Here is a 17981-nt window from a genome sequence, read left to right as displayed (position 1 = left end):
TCCCCCGAAGCCAGAAGGAATTCCAATGACCACCGTCGCCCCCTCGAGCCTCGCCACGACCGCGTCCGCCCTCCGCCGGCTCTACTTCGTCCGCTTCGGCTTCGCCATCGTCTGGGCGCTCGTGATGATCCCCCTGGCCAAGCACCTCAACCCGGTCACCGCCACCCTGCTGGTGATCTACCCGCTGTTCGACGTGGCCGCCGCGATCGTCGACGCCCGCGCGTCCCGGGCCACCGGATCACCGGTCCTGCTGTACGTGAACATCGTCATCAGCCTCCTCGCCGCCGTCGGCCTCGCCGTCGCCGGCGCGTCGGGCATCCCGGCCGTCCTGCGGGTCTGGGGCGCCTGGGCCGTCGTCGCCGGCCTGGTGCAGCTCGCCGTCGGCCTCACCCGCCGCCGGATGGGCGGGCAGTGGCCGATGATCATCAGCGGTGGCATCTCCGTCCTCGCCGGCGCGTCCTTCATCGCGAGCGCCGCCGCCAATGACCCGGCCCTGACCAACGCCGTCGGCTACGCGATCCCGGGCGCGATCTTCTTCCTCATCGCCGCCATCCGGCTCGGCCGCACCGCGAAGGGCAACTGACATGACCACCACCACCTACGACGTCATCGTCATCGGCGCCGGACCCGTCGGCGAGAACGTCGCCGACCGGATCGTGCGGGGCGGCCTGAGCGCCGCGATCGTCGAACGGGAACTCGTCGGCGGCGAATGCTCCTACTGGGCCTGCATGCCGACCAAGGCGTTACTGCGCAGCGCGTCGGCACTGCGGGCCGCCCGCGACCTGCCCGGCGCCCGCGAGGCCGTCACCGGGACGCTCGACGCGGCCGCCGTCCTGCGCCGCCGCGACGCCTTCGCCTCCGACTGGCACGACGACGGTCAGGTGTCCTGGCTGGACTCCGCCGGGATCGCCCTGCACCGGGGCCAGGGCCGCATCACCGGCGAGCGGACCGTCGACGTGACCGCCGCCGACGGCACCACCACCACACTCACCGCCCGGCACGCGGTCGTCGTCGCGACCGGCAGCAGCGCCCTGCTCCCCGACATTCCCGGGCTGCGCGATGCGGCCCCATGGAGCAGCCGGGAAGCGGCCGCGGCGACCGAGGTGCCCGGCCGGCTCGCCATCATCGGCGGCGGGGTCGTCGCCACGGAGATGGCGACCGCCTACACGAGCCTCGGCGCGCAGGTGACGGTGCTGGCCCGCGACGGCGTGCTGCACCGGGCCGAGCCGTTCGCCGGAGCCCTCGTCACGCAGTCATTGCAAAAAGCAGGGGTGGTGGTACTGCCCGGAGCCCGCACGACCGCCGTGGCGCGGGACGGCGACGGCGCGGTACACCTGACGCTCGCCGACGGCGGACAGCTCGACGCCGACGAACTCCTCGTCGCGGTCGGCCGGGCACCGAACACGCAGGACCTCGGCCTGGACACCGTCGGGCTGGAGCCGGGCGGCTGGCTCACCGTCGACGACACGCTGCGCGTCCTTGGTGCGGACGGCACCCCGATCGGCGGCGGCTGGCTGTATGCGGCCGGCGACGTCAACCACCGCGCGCTGCTCACCCACCAGGGCAAGTATCAGGCGCGAGCGGCCGGCGACGTCATCGTGGCCCGGGCCAAGGTCGAGCCGGTCGACGACGGCCGGTGGGGCCGGCACGCCGCGACCGCCGACGAGCACGCGGTACCCCAGGTCGTCTTCTCCGATCCGGAGGTCGCCTCGGTGGGCCTCACCGCGGCCGCCGCCGAAGCCGCCGGCCTGCGCACCCGCGTCGTCGACTACGACCTCGGCGCCGTCGCCGGCTCCGCCCTGCACGCCGACGGCTTCCAGGGCCAGGCCCGGATGGTCGTCGACGAGGACCGGCAGGTGATCGTCGGCTTCACCGTCGCCGGCCCGGACGTCGCCGAACTCCTGCACGCCGCGACGATCGCCGTCGTCGGTGCGGTACCACTGCATCGTCTCTGGCACGCAGTGCCCGCGTATCCGACGGTCAGCGAGGTCTGGCTGCGGCTGCTGGAAGCCTACGGCCGCTGACGGCCCGATTCGAGGAGCCGGCGCGGACGTGGGTGGTGGCCCAGGGCGCCTGATCGTCGACCACGCCCGGGCACACACCCGACCGCCGGGTCGTGCCCCGGGCGTGATCGACGGGACTCAGGCGACGCAGCCGTTCGCGTCCTTGACCGGGTTGATCGTGTACTTGTCGACCCAGCTGTGCGCGAAGTTGTAGGAGTCGCGGGCCTTGATGTGGAATCCGGTGACGTGACCACCGTCGACCACGACGTAGGCGCTCAGGCACGCCCGCGGGCCGAAGTTGGCGGCCTCCCGGGTCTTCACGGCGGCGCCGCTCGCGCAGGTGAGCCCGCTGGCCTCGTCGCAGTAGAAGCTGTCGTACTGCCCGACGGTGATCAGCACCGGCACGGTGACCGCCAGCGTGACCGCCGGAGTGCGGGCCACGCCGAGCGACGAGCGCTCGGTCAGCGTGCCGGTCTGCTTGGTGGACTCGTCCATCGTGATCATCGCCGGGTCGGCTCCGGCCGCGCGGTAGAAGGCGGTGCCGCGGGTGCCGGGCATGGTCGTGATGTATCCGCTGTCCAGGCCGGCGGAGGTGAACGCCGGGTCGGTCGCCGCGGTGGCGAGCGCGGCCCCCAGGACCGCGAGCCCGGGCGCGTAGGTGGCCGTCAGGAAGTCTTGCAGTACCAGATAATCGGGTCGGGCCGTCACGTCGGTGGTGGTCCCGGCCAGGTACTGCAGAATCGCGGCCCCGAATGAGTGCCCGACCCCGACGACGTTCACGAAGGCGATGCCGCCGATGGCCCCGGCCCGCAGCTTCTGCACGATCTGGGCGATGACATAGGCGTGCGACTGCAGCGTCAGCTTGCTCGACGGCGGATGGTCGGACAGCCCGACCCCGAGCCGATCGATATTGAAGGTCGAATATCCACGGCTCGTGGCCGCATAGACGTACGAGTACGTGTTTGGCTGCGACGGTGAATTGAAGTAGTTGTGGTCGTAGGTGAGGCCGGACACGAGGAGTTCGACCGTCTTGCGGCCCCGGACGCTGTCCTGGGTGGTGCACAGCCGCCCGCGCACGTTGTACGGGGTGGGATCGGTCGCCGAGACGGTCACCGAGATCGTCTGCGCGGAACAGGTCGCCCAGGACGGATCCGTGCCGTCGGCGAACGCCGCGGAGGGCCGGGCCGCCGTGCTCAGTAATACGCTGCTCAACAGTGCGACGGAGAATACCAATAATCGACGCATTCGCATTCCTTGCTGTAAGGAGGATTTGCGAGCGAGGTAGAGCATAGGGATTGATCCCGACCCCCACCCTGGCCGATCGGACGTGTCGATCGAGTCGATGGGTCAGTGTTCGCACGGCGACTCCCCGCAGTGCCGCCGCGACTTCGGCGGCATTGTCGAACGCGGATGCCGCCCGTGCGCACTCGTCGGCGGTGAGCGTGACGGACCGGGCGCGGGCCAGCATGTCGGCCGCCGTCTTCGGATCCTTTAGGACCATCGCGAGCCGGCACGCCTGGGTCGCCTTCAGCCCGACCCTTAGCCGCGGCTTCGACCACACGGCGGGCACGATCCGCGGCAGCACACAACAATGCCTCGGCTCTGTTCGATGTCCTGGCGGCGATTGAGGTGCCTACGAGCGCGGCGGGACCTTCTCCACAACGAAGCTCCCGAGTCCACGCACGGTGATGGCCAGGCCTCGGTCGCGCAGCACGGCGACCGCCTTGCGGCACGTCTGCCGCGCCAGCCCATACCGCTGCTGCAACGTTGCTTCGGACGGCAGCGCCCGGCCCGCAGGCAGCCTCCTGGACCGGATCTCGTCCTCCAGGATGTTCGCCAACTGGATGTAGCGAGGCACAGCAGCGTACGGGTCGATCACATTTCGCAAGCTAGTGGCCACAATCCTTGGAAAGCCGGGTAGAGACAGGTATGGACAGGGATAGACAAGCTCTATACGTTTCGTAACGGACGCACTGCTCCCTGACGCTGTGAGCCGTAGGCAGTGCGCCCTTCCACAAGATCGGCCACGGAAGGCACCTCATGAGCAATAAGTACCGGGTACGACACGTCTGGGAGCGTCCGTCATGGGAATGCCAGGGATGCGGCGAACCGTTGCCATGCGAGGACCGTCGGGCTCGGTTCCTGGCGGACTACGGCGCCGAACAGCGCCATTACCTACGGACCATGCTCGGCACTTGGATGTTGAAGGCCGACCAGGACCTCAACCTGACCAAGGAACAGGTACGAACTCGATTCGTCCTTTGGACATACCAGACCGGCCAACCTAGACGCGTTCATGAGCCACCTCATCACAGTGAGGCAGCTTTGGAAGCATGATCGGAATTCGGGTCCGTCGCCAGGAGCACTCAGAGCGTCGTCGTCGTCGATCCGGGCGGGCACGTCGAGCGAGGCGTTCGTACGGCGACTCACCGCAGTGCCGCCGCGACTTCGGCGGCATTGTCGAACGCGGATGCCGCCCGTGCGCACTCATCGGCGGAGAGCGTGACGGACCGGGCGCGGGCCAGCATGTCGGCCGCGGTCTTCGGATCGTGCAGTACCAATGCGAGTTCGGCCCGGTAGACGAGGACCTCGACCCGCTCGACCGGATCGTCGTCGCCGGCGTGCGGACGCGCCAGCGCACTGTCGAGAATCCGAACGGCCTGGGCGGCGCTGCCCCGGGAATCGGCCTGCACGACCGCATTCGCCAAGGCCTTACCCAGCCGTCCGACCGGCGCTACGGCCGATGTGGTGGCCAGCGGGGTGGCTGGCCCGGGCGCGGCCGCGGCGTTGCGGAACACGCGAATCCAGTTGCCGCCCGGGTCGATGACGCTGAACCCGCCCACCCCGTCGGCGTTCTTGCGCGCCCGGGGCCGGGTCATCCGCGGCGTTCCGGCCACCAGCACCTTGCCGTACGCGGCGCGCATCCCGGCCGCGAACGCCCCGTGCAGCCCCTCGACGTCCGCGGTGAGGACGAGACACGAGCCGTAGGACTGCTCCGGGTCGAACCCGGGCAGCTCGAAGAACTGCAGCTGCAGGTCCTCCCGCCGCACCCCCACACATGGGTTGGGCTTGCGCTGCTTGTACGTGGTGCGGAATCCGAGCACTCCGTAGAAGGCTTCAATGTCGTCGATGGACGCGCACGGCAGCAGCGGAACGGTCACCTCGTTGGCCATGCCCCCTTCCTAAGCGTCCCGAGGTGTCCGTCGCACATGGAAATAGCCGATCATCGTCTTCAGCCATCCGATCGGCCGATCCGCACCGAACGTTCCCGTCGTTCGGTGCATCGGCGCGGTCCTTGCACCGCCGGTCAGCGCCGCTGGCGCAGGCCGAGGAGCCAGACGGTCAGCGCTCCCAGCAGGCAGGCGACCGCGATCCCGGTCCCGACCCGGTTGGCGGCGATCAGGGCGGGCACGTCGAGCGACAGCACCGGCACCAGGAGCGCCACCACCAGCGGCGTGAACCAGTAGATGAGCACGCCGAGCACGACCATGCCGAGGGCGCCGCGCTCGTATCGGGCGGCCGGATCGGGCGAGCGCCGGATCTTCGCCCACCGCACGGCGCACACGACGATGACCCCGATCGCCATTGCGCTGACAACGATAAGTATTTCGATGCCCTTGGCCATGGCGGACAGTGTGCCGGACGTGGCCACCGACCGCGCGCTCTCGTCAGGTCGAGGCGAGGTACCGGTGGACGGCGGACACGACCACGGAGCCCTCGCCGACGGCCGACGCCACCCGCTTCACCGAGCCGGCGCGCACGTCGCCGACGGCGAACACCCCTGGCACCGAGGTCTCGAACGCGTTGTGGGTGGCGACGAAGCCCTTGTCGTCGAGCTCGACACCGGCCGCGCGCAGCCAGCCGGTGCGCGGGACCGCGCCGATCATGAGGAACAGACCGCCGGCTTCCACGTGTACCTCCCGGCCGGCAACCTCGTCCCGCCACGTGAGGTGGTCCAGCCGGTCCTCGCCATGCGCGGCGATGAGCTGTGAGCGGGGGTGCACGACGATCCGATCGTGGTGGGTGAGCCGCTGCGCGAGGTAGCTGGACATGGTCTCGGTCAGGTCGTCGCGGCGGATGAGGACGTGCACCCGGTCGGCGTGCCGGGCGAGGAACAGGGCGGCCTGACCCGCCGAGTTCGCCCCGCCCACCACCACAACCTCCCGGCCCAGGCACGCGCGGGCCTCGATCTCCGTGGCGGCGTAGTACACCCCGCGGCCTTCCAGGTCGGCCACGCCGGCGATCGCGGCCAGGCGGCGGTACCGGACCCCGCTGGCGACGACCACGGCCCGGGCGGTGACTTCGGTCTGGTCGTCGAGGCGGACCAGGAACCCGTCCGGGCCGCGGGACAGTCCGGTGACGGAGCGGGGGCAGACGAGCCGGGCACCGAACTTGACCGCCTGCACCATCCCCGAGCGGGCCAGCTCCCGGCCGGAGACGCCGCGGGGGAAGCCCAGGTAGTTCTCGATCCGTGACGAGGTGCCGGCCTGACCGCCGGGGGCGACGTCGTCGACGAGGACGACGTCCAGGCCTTCGGAGGCACCGTAGACGGCCGCGGCCAGCCCCGCCGGCCCGGCCCCGACGACGAGCAGGTCGCATGCGGCCCGGCCGGCGACGCCGGCGAGGTCCAGGCCGACGGCGGCGGCCAGGTCGCGGGCGGTCGGCTCGCGCAGCACCTGCCCCGCCCGGTCACCACGGCCGCACCGGTCTCCGGGAGCGCGCACGCCTGCCCGAGCTCGGCCCACGCCGGCTCGTCGGCGCGCAGCACCAGCCGGTAGGGCACATGGTTGCGCTCGGCGAACTCCTGGAGGCGGCGCAGGCCGACGTCGTCATCACCGGCGAGGACCAGGCCGCCCTCGCCCCAGCGGCTCAGCATGCGGCGGCGGGCGTCGAACGCGGACAGCAGGACGTCACCGAGCTCCACCTCGGTCGCGATGAGCCGGCGCAGCTCCGCGAGGCCGACGCGCAGCAGCGTGGTTTCGGGCAGAGCGACGCCCGCGAGGAACGCCGGCTGCCCCATGAGCATGCCGAGCTCGCCGACGAAGTCGCCGGGCTCCACGACGATGACGACCCGGTCGTCCCGCCGGTCCACGAGGGCCACGCCGCCGGTCTGGACGAGGCAGAGGTCGTACTGCCCGCCGCTGTCCCACAGGACCTCGCCGGGCTCGGCGCGGACGACCCGCCCGGCGGCCTCGAGGCGGCGGCGGTCCTCCTCGCCGAACCGCGGCCAGGACTCGCTGTCGGCGTCGTCGGTGCGCTGCGACGAGTAGCGCGTCCGCTCGTCGGGGGCCGGGGTGCTGGTCATGCGCGGATACGGTACGCGACGCGCGTGCGAGGATGACCGGGATGGAGTCATACGTCGAGTCGGCGCCGCGGCCGGAGCTCGCCGGCGTCGTCCGGACGGTCTGGGTGCAACGCACCGGCCCCACGGCGTACCCGCAGCGCCACCTCCCCACCGGCGGGGTCGAGCTGCACGCTCCGCTCGGCGGACGTCCCTGGCTGCTCGGCCCGCTGACCCGCCCGCGCACCGAGAGCATCCCGGCCGGCACCACCGTCGTCGGCGTGCGGTTCTGGCCGGGCGCCGCGCCGCCGCTGCCGGCGGCGGCCGAGGACCTCGTCGACCAGCGGGTGAGCGTGCCGGACACGTGGAGCCGCGGCGAGACCGACCCGGGCCGGGTGCTCGCGCTGCTGCAGGCCGGCCTGCTGCGCGAGTTCCGCCGGGCCGGGCGGCCCGACCCGCTCGTGCGCACGGCCGTGCTGGCGTTGATGCCGTGGCGTCCGGTGTCCGTCGGCCCGCTCGCGGCCGCCCTGGGGCTCTCCGTGAGCCAGCTGCGCCGCCGCTGCCTGCACACCGTCGGGCTGAGCCCCAAGGTGCTCCAACGAACCCTGCGGCTGCAGGGCTTTCTCGCCCTGGCCCAGGCCGGCGCCGCACCGAGCGCCGCTGGCCTCGCCGCCGACCTCGGCTACGCCGACCAGGCCCACCTCAACCGCGAATGTGTCCGCCTCACCGGTCTCACCCCGAAGGAGCTGCTCGGCACGGCCGAGCGGTGCGTGTGCGGCCACGACCACGCCGCCTCCTACGGGCCGCTGCTGGCGATGCGCGATTCGTTCAAGACGGCGCCCCCGAGCCGGCTCGTAGGTTGGTGGGCGTGATCCTCGTGACCGGCGGGCTGGGCATGATCGGCGCGCACACCGCCCGCGCGCTCGCCGACCTCGGCCGCGAGGTGGTGGCGACCGCGCACCACCGGGCCGCCGTGCCGTCGTTCCTCAGCGGCCGGGTCACCGTGGAGCACCTCGACGTCACCGACCGCGACGCGTTCCACGCGGTCACCGAGCGGCACGGCGTCCGCGACATCGTCCACCTCGCGGGCTCCGTCCCGGGCGAGGACCCGATCGGCTACTTCCGCGCCGACATCGCCGGCCTGCTCAACGCGTTCGAGGTGGCCCGCGTGCGGGGCATCCGGCGGTTCGCGGTGGCCAGCAGCCTCGGCGTGTACCTCGGCCACCCGGCGACCCCGTGGCACGAGGCGCTGCCGCTGCCCGCCACCGAGTCACCGCACCCGATCATCGCCTTCAAGAAGGCGGTCGAGCCGCTGACCCTCGACGGGCTGCGCGGCACCCGGGTCGAGCCGGTCATCCTGCGCATCGGCAGCGTCTGGGGCCCGCTGATGGACCCCGAGTCGCCGTTCAACCCCACGATGCCGTACCTCAACGCCGCACTCCGCGGCGAGCGCCCGCCGCCCGTGCCCGCCGACGACAGCGGCGACGCCTGCTACGCACCCGACGCCGGCCGCGCGATCGCGCTGCTGACGGCGGCCCCGGCGCTGCGGTACCCGATCTACAACGTCTCCAGCGGCCGCCCGCGGACCGGCCGCGCCCTCGCCGACGCCGTGGCCGCGGCCGTGCCCGGCGTCCACCCCGAGCTGCTGCCCGGCGGCACGCCCGGCCCGTACCTGGACATCACCCGGCTCGCCGAGGACACCGGCTTCGCGCCCGACTTCGACACCGCCGCGGCCGTCGCCCACTACGTCGCCTGGCGCGCCGCCAATCCACGCTGACAGCGTGGCGAACGCCGAGCCGGCGCCGGCGCCGGCCGGAATCGCCCGGACGCTCGGCCGACCCCCTGGGGCCACCGGGCACTTTCGAGTGTGTCCTCGCCTCGAGAGCTCCTCGGCATTGGTGACTGCACGCACCAGGTCGCGGAGCACGACCCGCGCCGCCGGTGAACGTGAGCCGCAGTCCGGGCCGCGGCCGAAGCGGCCCGCTCAACGGGCCGTGTGAGCACCGTCGACGCCGGCGGGTCAGGCTGATGCGCGACGGTAGAGCGCCCATCGTTCCGCCGCCACGGCGAGGCGACTGGTCCAGATATCCGCCGGGGATCGTGCGGCGATTTCGGTCCACAGTCTGTCCTGCGCGCTGGCAAACGCGTTCAGACCCGGATGAGGTGCCATGGGCCAGGCCGCTGTCGCCGCGGCGCACGCTTCCGCACCGGCCGGTGAGTGGCCGGCGGCGATGAGCCAGATCACCCAGTAGGCGGTGTCGAGCCAGATGGCGCCGCGAGTCGCCCAGCCCCAGTCCACGAACCGTGCGCGGTCGGGGCCGACGATGACGTTGGCGTTGTTCAAATCGGTGTGCAGCAGTGTCGTGCCGGTGAAGTACCGCAGTTCTGCGGGATCGCTGACGTACCGCTGGAGGCGTTGGGCGGCGTCACGGAGGTCGATCGGCGGGCACGGCGTCGCCGCAACCGCATCGAGCAGCGTGACGATGATCGGAATGTCCGCTGAGCCGGGCTGATAGTCGGCGTGGTGGTCGGCCAGCGCCTCGAACAGCAGCACGTCCCAACCGCCTGTCTCGATCCGGCCGATCAGGCGCGGCGCGACACCGGTGAGGTACGGCGCGATGGCAGCCTCGCGGGTTTGCGTCCAGACCCAGCGGTGATCGGCCGGCAATGCTTTGCAGAACACCGCACCGCTCGTGGTCGTCAGCCGCGCCGCGACCGCACTGTTACGGCCCGTGTGGACCGGCAGCACGGTGGAGACGGTGCCGGTGACGTGCTCGACGGCGGCTCGGACGGCGGAAGGCAGGTGGTCGTATGTGATCCGAGTCGTCGGCACGCAGGGCTCCTTCCGACGCGTGGTGGCGCTTCGGGCGGCAGGGCCGGCTTTGGGCGGCGTTGAGGTTCGCTTCAGGTTGGCTGTTACGCCATCTTGGCCTGCCAGAGGGTGAGGAGGTCGGGCCAGGTGCTGATGCCGCCGGTTATGCGTTGGCGGCGGGTGTCGGCGGCGCGCAGGATTGCTTCGGCTCGGTCGTCGGTCAGGTGCAGGGTGGCGATCAGGCGGCGGATGTGGGTTGCGGCGTCTTCCGGGCGTTCGCGGACGCTGACTTCGATGGCGGTGGTGAACACGCGGAGGTCATGGCGGGCCAGGGCGTCGACGGCGCGTTTCCAGTCGCCGTAGGGCAGCGCGACCATGACGTTGCGGATCGCGTGGCGCAGGCGGAACACCTTGTGCGCCTTCCAGGCGTCGGTCTGGCCGGGGACCTCGATGCGTTCGACGGCGGCCGCGGTGTCGACGAGCAGGTCGGCCGCGGCGCCCGGGTCGACCGGGGCCAGGCGGGACAGGAGCCGGCCCAGCGGTTCCAGCAGTGCCGGGTCCTCCGCGTCCAGGACGAGCTCGCGGACGCGGCGCAGGGTGGTGGCCCGGTCGGCGGGTGTGGTGATCGGGCCGTGGTGGCAGGGCAGCATGGCACGGTACTCGTAGGCCCGCCGGCCCAGGTGTTCCTGCGGCGCGGCGCCCGGGGTGGCCAGGGTGGCCAGGGCGTTGTCGAGGTCGGTGTACGCGCCGGGGTCGCGCCAGCGGTCGGTGTCGTGTTCGAGGCTGGCCGCGACCACGTTGAGCACGGCGGTGAGGGCGCCGGTGTCGCGAATCCGCAGGCCGTCGCGCAGCGTGTGTGGCTGGACCGGGCGGCCGTGGCCGACCCGGGCGGCGATCGCGAAGCCGTGCCGGCGGGTGGCAGGGGTCCGGGCGGCCAGGAGCCGGGTCAGGAGCGGGGCCACCCGGTCGGCGAAGCCATCCGGGAGGGGTCGGGCGCGGTGCTCGAGCTTGGTGAGGGCGCCGTCGACGTAGCTGCCGTCGGAGGTGGTCAGTGCGTCGGCGATGAGGTAGTCGAACGCCTGCGGGTAGTCGGCCGCCAGGTGCTCGATCCGAGCCATGACCATGCTGCTGACCCGCTTGTCGGCCGGGGCGTTCGCGCGGCGCTCGCACCACCGGCGCAGCGCGGCCTGCGCGGCGGGGAGGCCGCCGATCGCGGCCGGCGCGACGAGGGCGGCCAGGCGGTCGGGGTCGAGCCAGCCCGGGTCGGGCTCGCCCCGGGTCGCGTCGCGGACGATGGCGGCCACGTCGGCGGGTGCGCGTTGGCTGCGATACAGCGCCTCCCGCCAGAGCGTCGGCTCCGAGCGGCTCTTGCGGCTCGACGGCGCGAGGGCGCGCAGCGCGCGGACGCAGCGGTCGCGGGCGGCCTTCGTCGCCGGGGTCTCGGCCGGCTCGGCGCCGCCGGGCAGCCGGCACCGGTCCTCGCCGTCGAGGAGGTGCTTGAGGAAGTAGCTGCCGACGTAGGTGCGGGTCATCGGGTCGGCCGACGTGAGCAGCGTGTCGATGACCCGGTCGGCGACGTCCGGCGGCTCCGCGCAGGTGAGTTCGGCGAGCGCGCGCAGCCGGGACGGGCGGGCCAGCCAGTCCGGGGGTGACCAGCCGTGGCCCGGGCCGAGCGAGGCGGGCTCGGACCGGCCGGCGGCGAGGTCGGCGGCGACGGTGACCGGGTCGGGTCGTTCCTCGGCCCAGATCTGCCGGACGATGCCGGAGGTGACGAGGCCGAGCTCGTTGGCGCCGCTCGGGTCGTTCTTCACCGCGCCGGGGATGACCGCGAGGATGCGGCGCAGGAGGTGGGCCTGGAAGCGGCTCTCGGCGGCCACGTCGAGCACGGCCGCCAGCCCGTCCTGGGCGCCGTTGCGGGCGGCCGTCCGGGCCACCTCCTCGAGGCGCTCCACGCACCAGGCCGGGTCCTCCGGGGCAAGGTCGCCGAGCAGGTCGAGGACCGGCCGGCGGCGCTTCTGGGCGCCGGTGGCGTCGAGGCCGAGGTACCACGTGAGGTATTGGCAGTCCTCGGCGGACATGACGTCGTAGACCGCGTCGCGCTGGACGACGGCCAGGGCGTGCAGCGCCCCGAACACCTCGGCCCGGGCGTCGGCGGAGTCGTAACCCCAGATCAGCGTGAGGTCATCGAGGACCGGGCCGAGCTCGGCGTGACGGACCCGGGAGACGAAGAGCAGGTATCGCCGGGCGAGCTGCGGGCCCCCGCCGGCCAGCAGCCGCCGGCCCGCGCCCGCGGTCCGCTCGCCTCGGTAGCGGGCCTGGGCGTAGGCGGCGACGGCGACCTGCCGGACCCCGGCGTGGCCGCAGCCGAGTAGCTCGGCGAACGCGGCGTCGGCGGCCTCGGCGTCCAGGGGCGTGCGGCAGGCGTAGACGAGGGTCTGCTGGGTCACGGCGCTGAGGAACGCGTCGCCGGGGTGGGCAATGGTGCGCGCGACCAGCCGGCCGAGGGCGTCGGGGCCGAGCGTGACGAGGGCCCGCGCGACGGCGTACTCGAAGAACGTCTGGTGGAAGAACTCGCGGCGGTCGTCGCCGACGTGGTGCACGACGCTGCGGCGGACGAGGGCGTCGAGGTCGTCGAGGAGGCCGTGGACCCGTTGCAGTACCCGTGCCGCGCTCGCATATCCCAGGCGGGGCCGGCCTTCGGCGAGCATCACGACGGCCAGCCACTCCGCCGCGGCGGTGAGGTCGGCGTCCGGTCCGGCCGCCCTGGCGCCGGTGCGTTTGTCGGCGCGGACGCGCAGGTTCCAGTACTTGTCGAACAGGTCGGTGACGTCGATCTCGGTCTCGAGCGGCTCGTCGCCCGGGTGTTCGAGCTCGTGCAGCTCGAACAGCATGCGCAGGGTCAGCGGGACCCGGCAGATCTGGGCGATCGGCAGGCCGCGGGCGACCGCCGTGAGCACGGCCCGGGTGATCGCGGCGGGGTCGAAGCGCAGCGCGTCGATGAAGTGCTCCGCGTGGGTGCGGACCGCCGCGGGCAGGTCGGCCTCGCCGTACGGGCCGAGGTCGAGCCGGTCGATCGAGTACCGGTCCCGGGTGGCGTGGTGCAGCACCTTGTACTCGAGCGGCCGGCAGGTCATGACGAGCGCGGCGCCGGCGGCGGAGCACTCCTGGATCAGCTCCTCGAGGGCCGGGGGCAGCTCCTCGGCGATCAGCAGCAGGTCGACCGTGTCGATGAGGAGCACGGGCCGGTCGCCCTTCGCGGCGCGGTCGCGCAGGCCCCAGGCGATGTCGGCCACCGGCACCTCGGCCTCGACGGTACCGGCCGGGATCAGCCAGGCGGTCCGGCCGTGACCCCGCCGCCGTCGGGCGAGCCGCCACAAGGCGCTGGTCTTCCCGGTTCCGGGTTCGCCGACGATGACCGTGACCGACATGGTGTCGCATCGCGCGTCGAGATCCTCTTCGGTGTGTACGTCCCGGCTGCCGGTGAAGCGCCGCCCGACGTACAGGTCCTCAAGTGACGGTGCCGCCGCGCCGGTGCCGATCAGGCGGTTCGCGTCCCGGATCGCCTCCTCGGTGACGCGTTCGAGGAGCGCGACCGCGCCCGGGCGTTCCGCCGGGGCACCGGGTCGTTCGGCGGCTTCCCGGATCAGGGCGAGGTGTGCGTCGTCGGGGTACAGGGTGCCGTAGGCGGCCAGGTACGCGTGGCAGAGCTGCGCCCGCTCGTCGTCCGGCGCTGCGGCCAGGGCGTTGCCGAGCAGGTTCCAGAAGTGCTTCGGCGTCAGCCCCGCATGCAGCGTCCGGACCCGGGGGGCCGTGGCCCGCCGCATCACCGCCAGATCGGCGAACGTGTCGTTGGGCAATGGTGAACCGCAGAGCCGGTCGAAGGCCCGGTGGAAGGAGGCGGCCGCCTCGCGGAGGTCGTCGGGCACCCGGATCTCCGGCACCGGACCTTTGTAGCACCCGGAAGGCCCGGGAAGGGATGTGCCTTCCCAAGCCTTCCCGGGCCTTCCACGGTGCGGAGTCCGTTGAGGGGTCGGCGGCGGGGTGGTTGCGTGCGCGCCATGCCGAACATCATCGAGCCGTGGCCGGGCCCGCCGCCCGCGGTGCGGCTCGCCGCCGACCTGGTTCGCGCGGCCAACGCCGAGGCCGACTGGCGGGCGCCGCGGGAGCTGTACCGGCAGCTCATCGCGATGCTGCCGGAGCTGCCGCCGGACGACCTGCTCGGGGCGTTCGCCGAGGCGGTCGCCGGCCTCGGCCCGGCCTACGCGGGCCGGTACGCGCTGCTGGCCGCGCACGCGCTCGCCGTCATGGCCGCCGTCGAGGGCGCCGAGCGGCTGGACGACGGGCTCGCGCTGCGGCTGTACCACGACGAGCGGTTCACCCGTGCGGGTGAACCCGCGGGGCGCCGGCCGCCGCCCTACCAGGTGGTCGTGGAGACCTGCCGCCGGCTGCGCGACGCCGAGCTCGTCGTCGGCCTGCTGCGCGGCACATCCGCCAGCGTGCTGCTGTGCGGGTCGGTGGACTACGGCGCGTTCTACAACGTGCGCACCGGCTCCGACCTCGACATCGTCGTGGTCGGCGACGCGGCCGCGCTGCGGCGGCTCGCGGACCGCGCCGACCGGCTGCCCGGTGTGCCCGCGGCCGAGGCGGCGGCCCTGGCCCGGCGGGCGCGGATCTTCGCCGGACGATACGACGACGGGCAGACCGTGTTCAGCCACAAGCTGACGTTGCGGGCCGGCGAAGGGCCCGACCCGCTCCTGCCGGCGGACGGGCCGATCCAGCGGTACCCCCTCAGCCTGCACTTCTTGACCCGGCCGCTGCTGCGCTATGTCCTCGTCGGGTCCGCGACCCGGCTGACCGCTGAGGACGCCGGGCCGGCGCGGACCGTCCGGCAGTACCGTGCGACCGGGACCGCCCGCCACGACGCGCACCGCACCCTCGCCGGGCGGCGGTGGGAGCGGGCCGCGGTCGTCGAGCCGGCCGAGGCGGGAGTTCTGCGCACCACGTCGGTGTACGCGTTCGACGAGACGGACGCGTACTGCCTCGGCTTCGTCCAGTCGCTGCTGCTGACCGTCGGGCCGGCGCCGCTGTACGACGGTCTCGGCGTGCGGGGCGAGCTGGACGCGTTCCGGCACAAGCTGCGTGAGCGGCTGCGCGTGGAGCGGGCGCGGCAGCCGTTCACGGTGCGCCGCCTCAGCCTCGCGCACGTGCGGCAGGCGGTCCTGGGTCCGCACGTGATCCGGGCCCTGGACGCGTGACGTCAGCGTCGCGTGGGTTGCTGGCCGCGGCCCAGCCTCACCGCCTCGGCCTCCAGGTATTGGGCCAGCTGAGGCTGCCGGATGTAGCCCGCGTGAGCATGCCCGCGGATTTCGGGTAGCCCATCGCCGATCCGGTAGAGGGTCGTCGGCGGATCGGCGAGCCAGCAGTCGGCGGCGCGATCGATGGTGGACGCGGGCGGCGTGTCACCGGTGCAGGAGCGGAACAGCTCGCGGCCGATCGGGTCGGTACGGCGGAAGAAGTTGACCCACCGCAGGCCGTCCTCGGCCGTGCCGGCCCTCGCCTGGTCGATGATGTTCTGGTTCAGATAGACGGGGAACCAGCGCATGTACAGCGGTGCCGTCGGATTTCCGTACGTGATGACGGACAGGCGACCGCGGAGCTCCGGCTCGAGCGCCGTGAGCTGGGCGGCGACGGCGGTCACCAGGACGGCGCCCTGGCTGTGCCCGGCCAGGATCACGCTTTGGCCGGTGTTGAGCAGGTGCCGGACACGGATGAGGATTTCGGGTACGGCCCGCTCGGCGTAGCTCGGCGGCGCGAGGGGATGAAAGGCGCGGGGCCAGAAGGTGGCGACGTCCCAGGCGACGCCGACCATGCGCCTGGTGTTGCCGCTGCGGATGGCCTGCCGCACGAGCAGAACACTGCCGACGGGCAGGGCGATCAGCACCGTGCTGGCGACTCCCTCATTGGGCAGCCAGGTCAACCAGCCCGGCGGCTCGGGGATCAGCGGACGCGGCGGCAGGGGGTACAGCTGCCAGCCGATCCAGGCGGCGAACGCGGTGGCCGCGCTGAGGAGGGCCACCGCGCCGCCGACGTACCAGCGGCGTCTCGGCTCCGGCTCGTGGCCGACCCCGGGCTGAGCTCCCGGTTCGACGGGCCGTGAGTCCTTCCCGGTGGCGTACGCGACCGCTGTGAGCCCGATGCACAGGGCGACGATCGCGGCGGTGAGCTTGCCAGCGCCGGCCGGCGTCAGCCATCGTGCGGCGTGCAGCCAGCTGATCCACAGCGCGGCTGCGGTCGCGCCGATGGTCGTCAGGCCGAGGATCCATTCGATCAGCAGCCGGACGTCGGCGATCCACTTGCTGCGGTCGACCCTCCTCAGCCAGCGAGGCACGGCCGAGGCGGACCGGAAGCCGTCCGCCGGGCCGGTAGGCCACGCGTGCTCTTCCCAGTCCAGGGACCGCGACCGCCGCAACAGCAAGCTGATCAAGGCGCCGATCCCGGTCAGGACGAGCACCGTCGTCGCCAGGACGACGGTCAGCTGCGCGATCGTCAGGTAGACCGGCGGGTATCCCAGGCGGTCCGCGGGGCCCTTGAGCGGTCGTGCTGAAGGGCTCAGCCATCGAGCTGTCCAGACGATGAATCCGGCCCATACCGAGTAGGTCAGCACGGTGGCGATCACCACCGCGACGTATGGGCCCGGCCACCAGGTCGGCTTTATCCAATTCGCTGTGGAGATCGAGGATCGGGCCCAGATGGCGACGGCAGCGTGCAGCAACGCCGTCGCGTAGACAATCACGAGTACTGCGTCGAACGCGAGCAATGTGCCGGGCATCAGCCCTGGGGCAGTGCTTGTCCCGGCCGGTTGCAGCCAGGCCAGGACCACGGCGCAGACGCCGATGGCGGCCGCGACCCAATACCACGGTCCGGCGGTGGAGAACGGCCTGCGCGCCCGGTCCCATCCCGCGGCGACGACGCAGTAGCCGAGCAGCGCCAGCGAGCACCCGAGAACGATGCCGGCCATCCGGTCATACCGGCCGCCGTGCCGGGCCACGCCCAGGAGGAGAACGTCGAGCAGCAGGTACGAGGAGAACAGGTGCAGGACACGAGCTCGGAAGGCATACGACCCGCCCTGCCACAACCCGGCGTGGGCCATCGTCGCGCGCGGCAGATCCAGGCGCGGGGCCGGGCCGGCGTCCCGGAAGTTCTCGTACCGCTCCCGGGAGATCTCGCTCAGCCGGTCGAGGAGTACCACCACAAGCGCCGGTAGCAACGCCATCACCGCGACCGCCCGGATCGGGTACAGCCGGAACATGTCCACGCCGGCCCAGCTCCACGCCTCGCGCAGCCTGCACTGGACGACCTGCGTGCACTGCCAGCCGCCGAGGTCCATGAACAGCTGCGCGGAGAACAGCACGTAGGTCCAGGTCGTGAAGAGGCAGATCACCCGGACGAGTCCCTGCTGGTATGCGATCCGCCAGTCCACTCCGGCGACGCCCGCCGGACGGACCGACTCACCCCGGTGCTGACGGTTGCCCAACGCCATCCAACCGGCAAGGTTCGTCAGCGCGAACGGCAACAGGATCAGCCACAGGGCACTGCTCCACGACTTCGCGGTCAGGCCGCCCCACGAGTAGGCCTCCCGGTGCCAGCGCGGCTCCCCGTCGATCTCCCGATCGGCACCGCGCCAGAACCCGGCCCTGCGATCGCCCGCGACCTGACGGGCGTCACGCTCCCCGAGCATCGCTTCGGGCGTCGACCCACCGACGCCATGGACCCGGATCTCGGTGACCCCGTCAGTATCGACCCCGGCCAGCGGCCAATCGAGTTCGCCTTCCGGCACCGCGGAATGCGCTGTCATGGCCTCATCGCACACCTGGACCACATGGCG

The 17981-nt window shown here is 72.5% G+C and carries 13 protein-coding genes and 1 pseudogene; 5 read left to right on the top strand and 9 right to left on the bottom strand.

The window, feature by feature from the left end; translation table 11 throughout:
- Nucleotides 1–25 precede the first annotated feature (25 nt).
- Both ACIA8L_RS29955 and ACIA8L_RS29950 read left to right on the top strand, forming a co-directional pair.
- Entirely contained in the window at nt 26–583 is a 558-nt protein-coding gene (locus tag ACIA8L_RS29955; RefSeq protein WP_395909881.1) for a hypothetical protein, read from the top strand.
- A 1-nt stretch (nt 584) separates the two neighbouring features.
- Nucleotides 585–2024 (top strand): dihydrolipoyl dehydrogenase family protein, encoded by a 1440-nt coding sequence (locus ACIA8L_RS29950; RefSeq protein ID WP_395909880.1) that lies wholly within the window; start codon nt 585–587, stop codon nt 2022–2024.
- A 117-nt stretch (nt 2025–2141) separates the two neighbouring features.
- On the opposite strand, the gene ACIA8L_RS29945 is transcribed toward ACIA8L_RS29950, so the two are convergent.
- The 6 genes and pseudogenes from ACIA8L_RS29945 to ACIA8L_RS29920 all read right to left on the bottom strand — a co-directional run.
- Nucleotides 2142–3215 (bottom strand): alpha/beta fold hydrolase, encoded by a 1074-nt coding sequence (locus ACIA8L_RS29945; RefSeq protein WP_395909878.1) that lies wholly within the window; start codon nt 3213–3215, stop codon nt 2142–2144.
- A gap of 421 nt (nt 3216–3636) precedes the next feature.
- Nucleotides 3637–3882, bottom strand: a complete 246-nt coding sequence (locus tag ACIA8L_RS29940; RefSeq protein WP_395909877.1) for a GntR family transcriptional regulator — start codon at nt 3880–3882, stop codon at nt 3637–3639.
- 547 nt (nt 3883–4429) lie between these two features.
- Complete coding sequence (locus tag ACIA8L_RS29935; protein WP_395909875.1) at nt 4430–5176, bottom strand: VOC family protein; 747 nt, start codon at nt 5174–5176, stop codon at nt 4430–4432.
- Nucleotides 5177–5310: 134 nt separating this feature from the next.
- Complete coding sequence (locus ACIA8L_RS29930) at nt 5311–5589, bottom strand: hypothetical protein (protein ID WP_395909874.1); 279 nt, start codon at nt 5587–5589, stop codon at nt 5311–5313.
- Nucleotides 5590–5671: 82 nt separating this feature from the next.
- On the bottom strand, nt 5672–6727 hold the full coding sequence (locus ACIA8L_RS29925) for an NAD(P)/FAD-dependent oxidoreductase (RefSeq protein WP_395909873.1): 1056 nt from the start codon (nt 6725–6727) through the stop codon (nt 5672–5674).
- Between the two features lie 263 nt (nt 6728–6990).
- Nucleotides 6991–7308: pseudogene (locus ACIA8L_RS29920) on the bottom strand (cyclic nucleotide-binding domain-containing protein); the annotation flags it as partial.
- A gap of 41 nt (nt 7309–7349) precedes the next feature.
- On the opposite strand from ACIA8L_RS29920, the gene ACIA8L_RS29915 reads away from it, so the two are divergent.
- Nucleotides 7350–8156 carry a helix-turn-helix domain-containing protein gene (locus tag ACIA8L_RS29915; RefSeq protein WP_395909872.1) on the top strand — a complete coding sequence of 269 codons (807 nt, stop codon included), beginning with the start codon at nt 7350–7352 and terminating at the stop codon, nt 8154–8156.
- On the top strand, nt 8153–9061 hold the full coding sequence (locus ACIA8L_RS29910) for an NAD-dependent epimerase/dehydratase family protein (RefSeq protein WP_395909871.1): 909 nt from the start codon (nt 8153–8155) through the stop codon (nt 9059–9061). The genes ACIA8L_RS29915 and ACIA8L_RS29910 overlap by 4 nt, the downstream gene beginning before the upstream one ends.
- A gap of 243 nt (nt 9062–9304) precedes the next feature.
- Here the strand turns inward: ACIA8L_RS29910 and ACIA8L_RS29905 are convergent, their stop codons facing one another.
- Complete coding sequence (locus tag ACIA8L_RS29905; protein ID WP_395909870.1) at nt 9305–10033, bottom strand: hypothetical protein; 729 nt, start codon at nt 10031–10033, stop codon at nt 9305–9307.
- Nucleotides 10034–10200: 167 nt separating this feature from the next.
- On the bottom strand, nt 10201–14037 hold the full coding sequence (locus tag ACIA8L_RS29900) for an NACHT domain-containing protein (protein ID WP_395909869.1): 3837 nt from the start codon (nt 14035–14037) through the stop codon (nt 10201–10203).
- A gap of 108 nt (nt 14038–14145) precedes the next feature.
- Between ACIA8L_RS29900 and ACIA8L_RS29895 the strand changes: the two genes are divergently transcribed.
- A complete protein-coding gene (locus ACIA8L_RS29895) occupies nt 14146–15351 on the top strand; it encodes a hypothetical protein (RefSeq protein ID WP_395909868.1) in 1206 nt (401 codons plus the stop codon).
- Nucleotides 15352–15353: 2 nt separating this feature from the next.
- Here ACIA8L_RS29895 and ACIA8L_RS29890 read toward each other — a convergent pair whose 3' ends face one another.
- Complete coding sequence (locus ACIA8L_RS29890; protein ID WP_395909867.1) at nt 15354–17951, bottom strand: hypothetical protein; 2598 nt, start codon at nt 17949–17951, stop codon at nt 15354–15356.
- Nucleotides 17952–17981 lie beyond the last annotated feature (30 nt).

Origin of the sequence: Dactylosporangium sp. NPDC051541 (assembly GCF_044454505.1) — a bacterium.
In the GTDB taxonomy this organism is placed as follows: Bacteria; Actinomycetota; Actinomycetes; order Mycobacteriales; family Micromonosporaceae; genus Dactylosporangium.
Note: the sequence above shows the minus strand (reverse complement) of the source record. Positions and strands in the feature narration are given on the sequence as shown.

What these genes read in the sequence shown, in the direction of transcription:
- ACIA8L_RS29955 (WP_395909881.1), top strand. Translation starts at nt 26, where the DNA reads ATGACCACCGTCGCCCCCTCGAGCCTCGCCACGACCGCGTCCGCCCTC.
- ACIA8L_RS29950 (WP_395909880.1), top strand. Translation starts at nt 585, where the DNA reads ATGACCACCACCACCTACGACGTCATCGTCATCGGCGCCGGACCCGTC.
- ACIA8L_RS29935 (WP_395909875.1), bottom strand. Translation starts at nt 5,176, where the DNA reads ATGGCCAACGAGGTGACCGTTCCGCTGCTGCCGTGCGCGTCCATCGAC.
- ACIA8L_RS29930 (WP_395909874.1), bottom strand. Translation starts at nt 5,589, where the DNA reads ATGGCGATCGGGGTCATCGTCGTGTGCGCCGTGCGGTGGGCGAAGATC.
- ACIA8L_RS29915 (WP_395909872.1), top strand. Translation starts at nt 7,350, where the DNA reads ATGGAGTCATACGTCGAGTCGGCGCCGCGGCCGGAGCTCGCCGGCGTC.
- ACIA8L_RS29890 (WP_395909867.1), bottom strand. Translation starts at nt 17,951, where the DNA reads ATGACAGCGCATTCCGCGGTGCCGGAAGGCGAACTCGATTGGCCGCTG.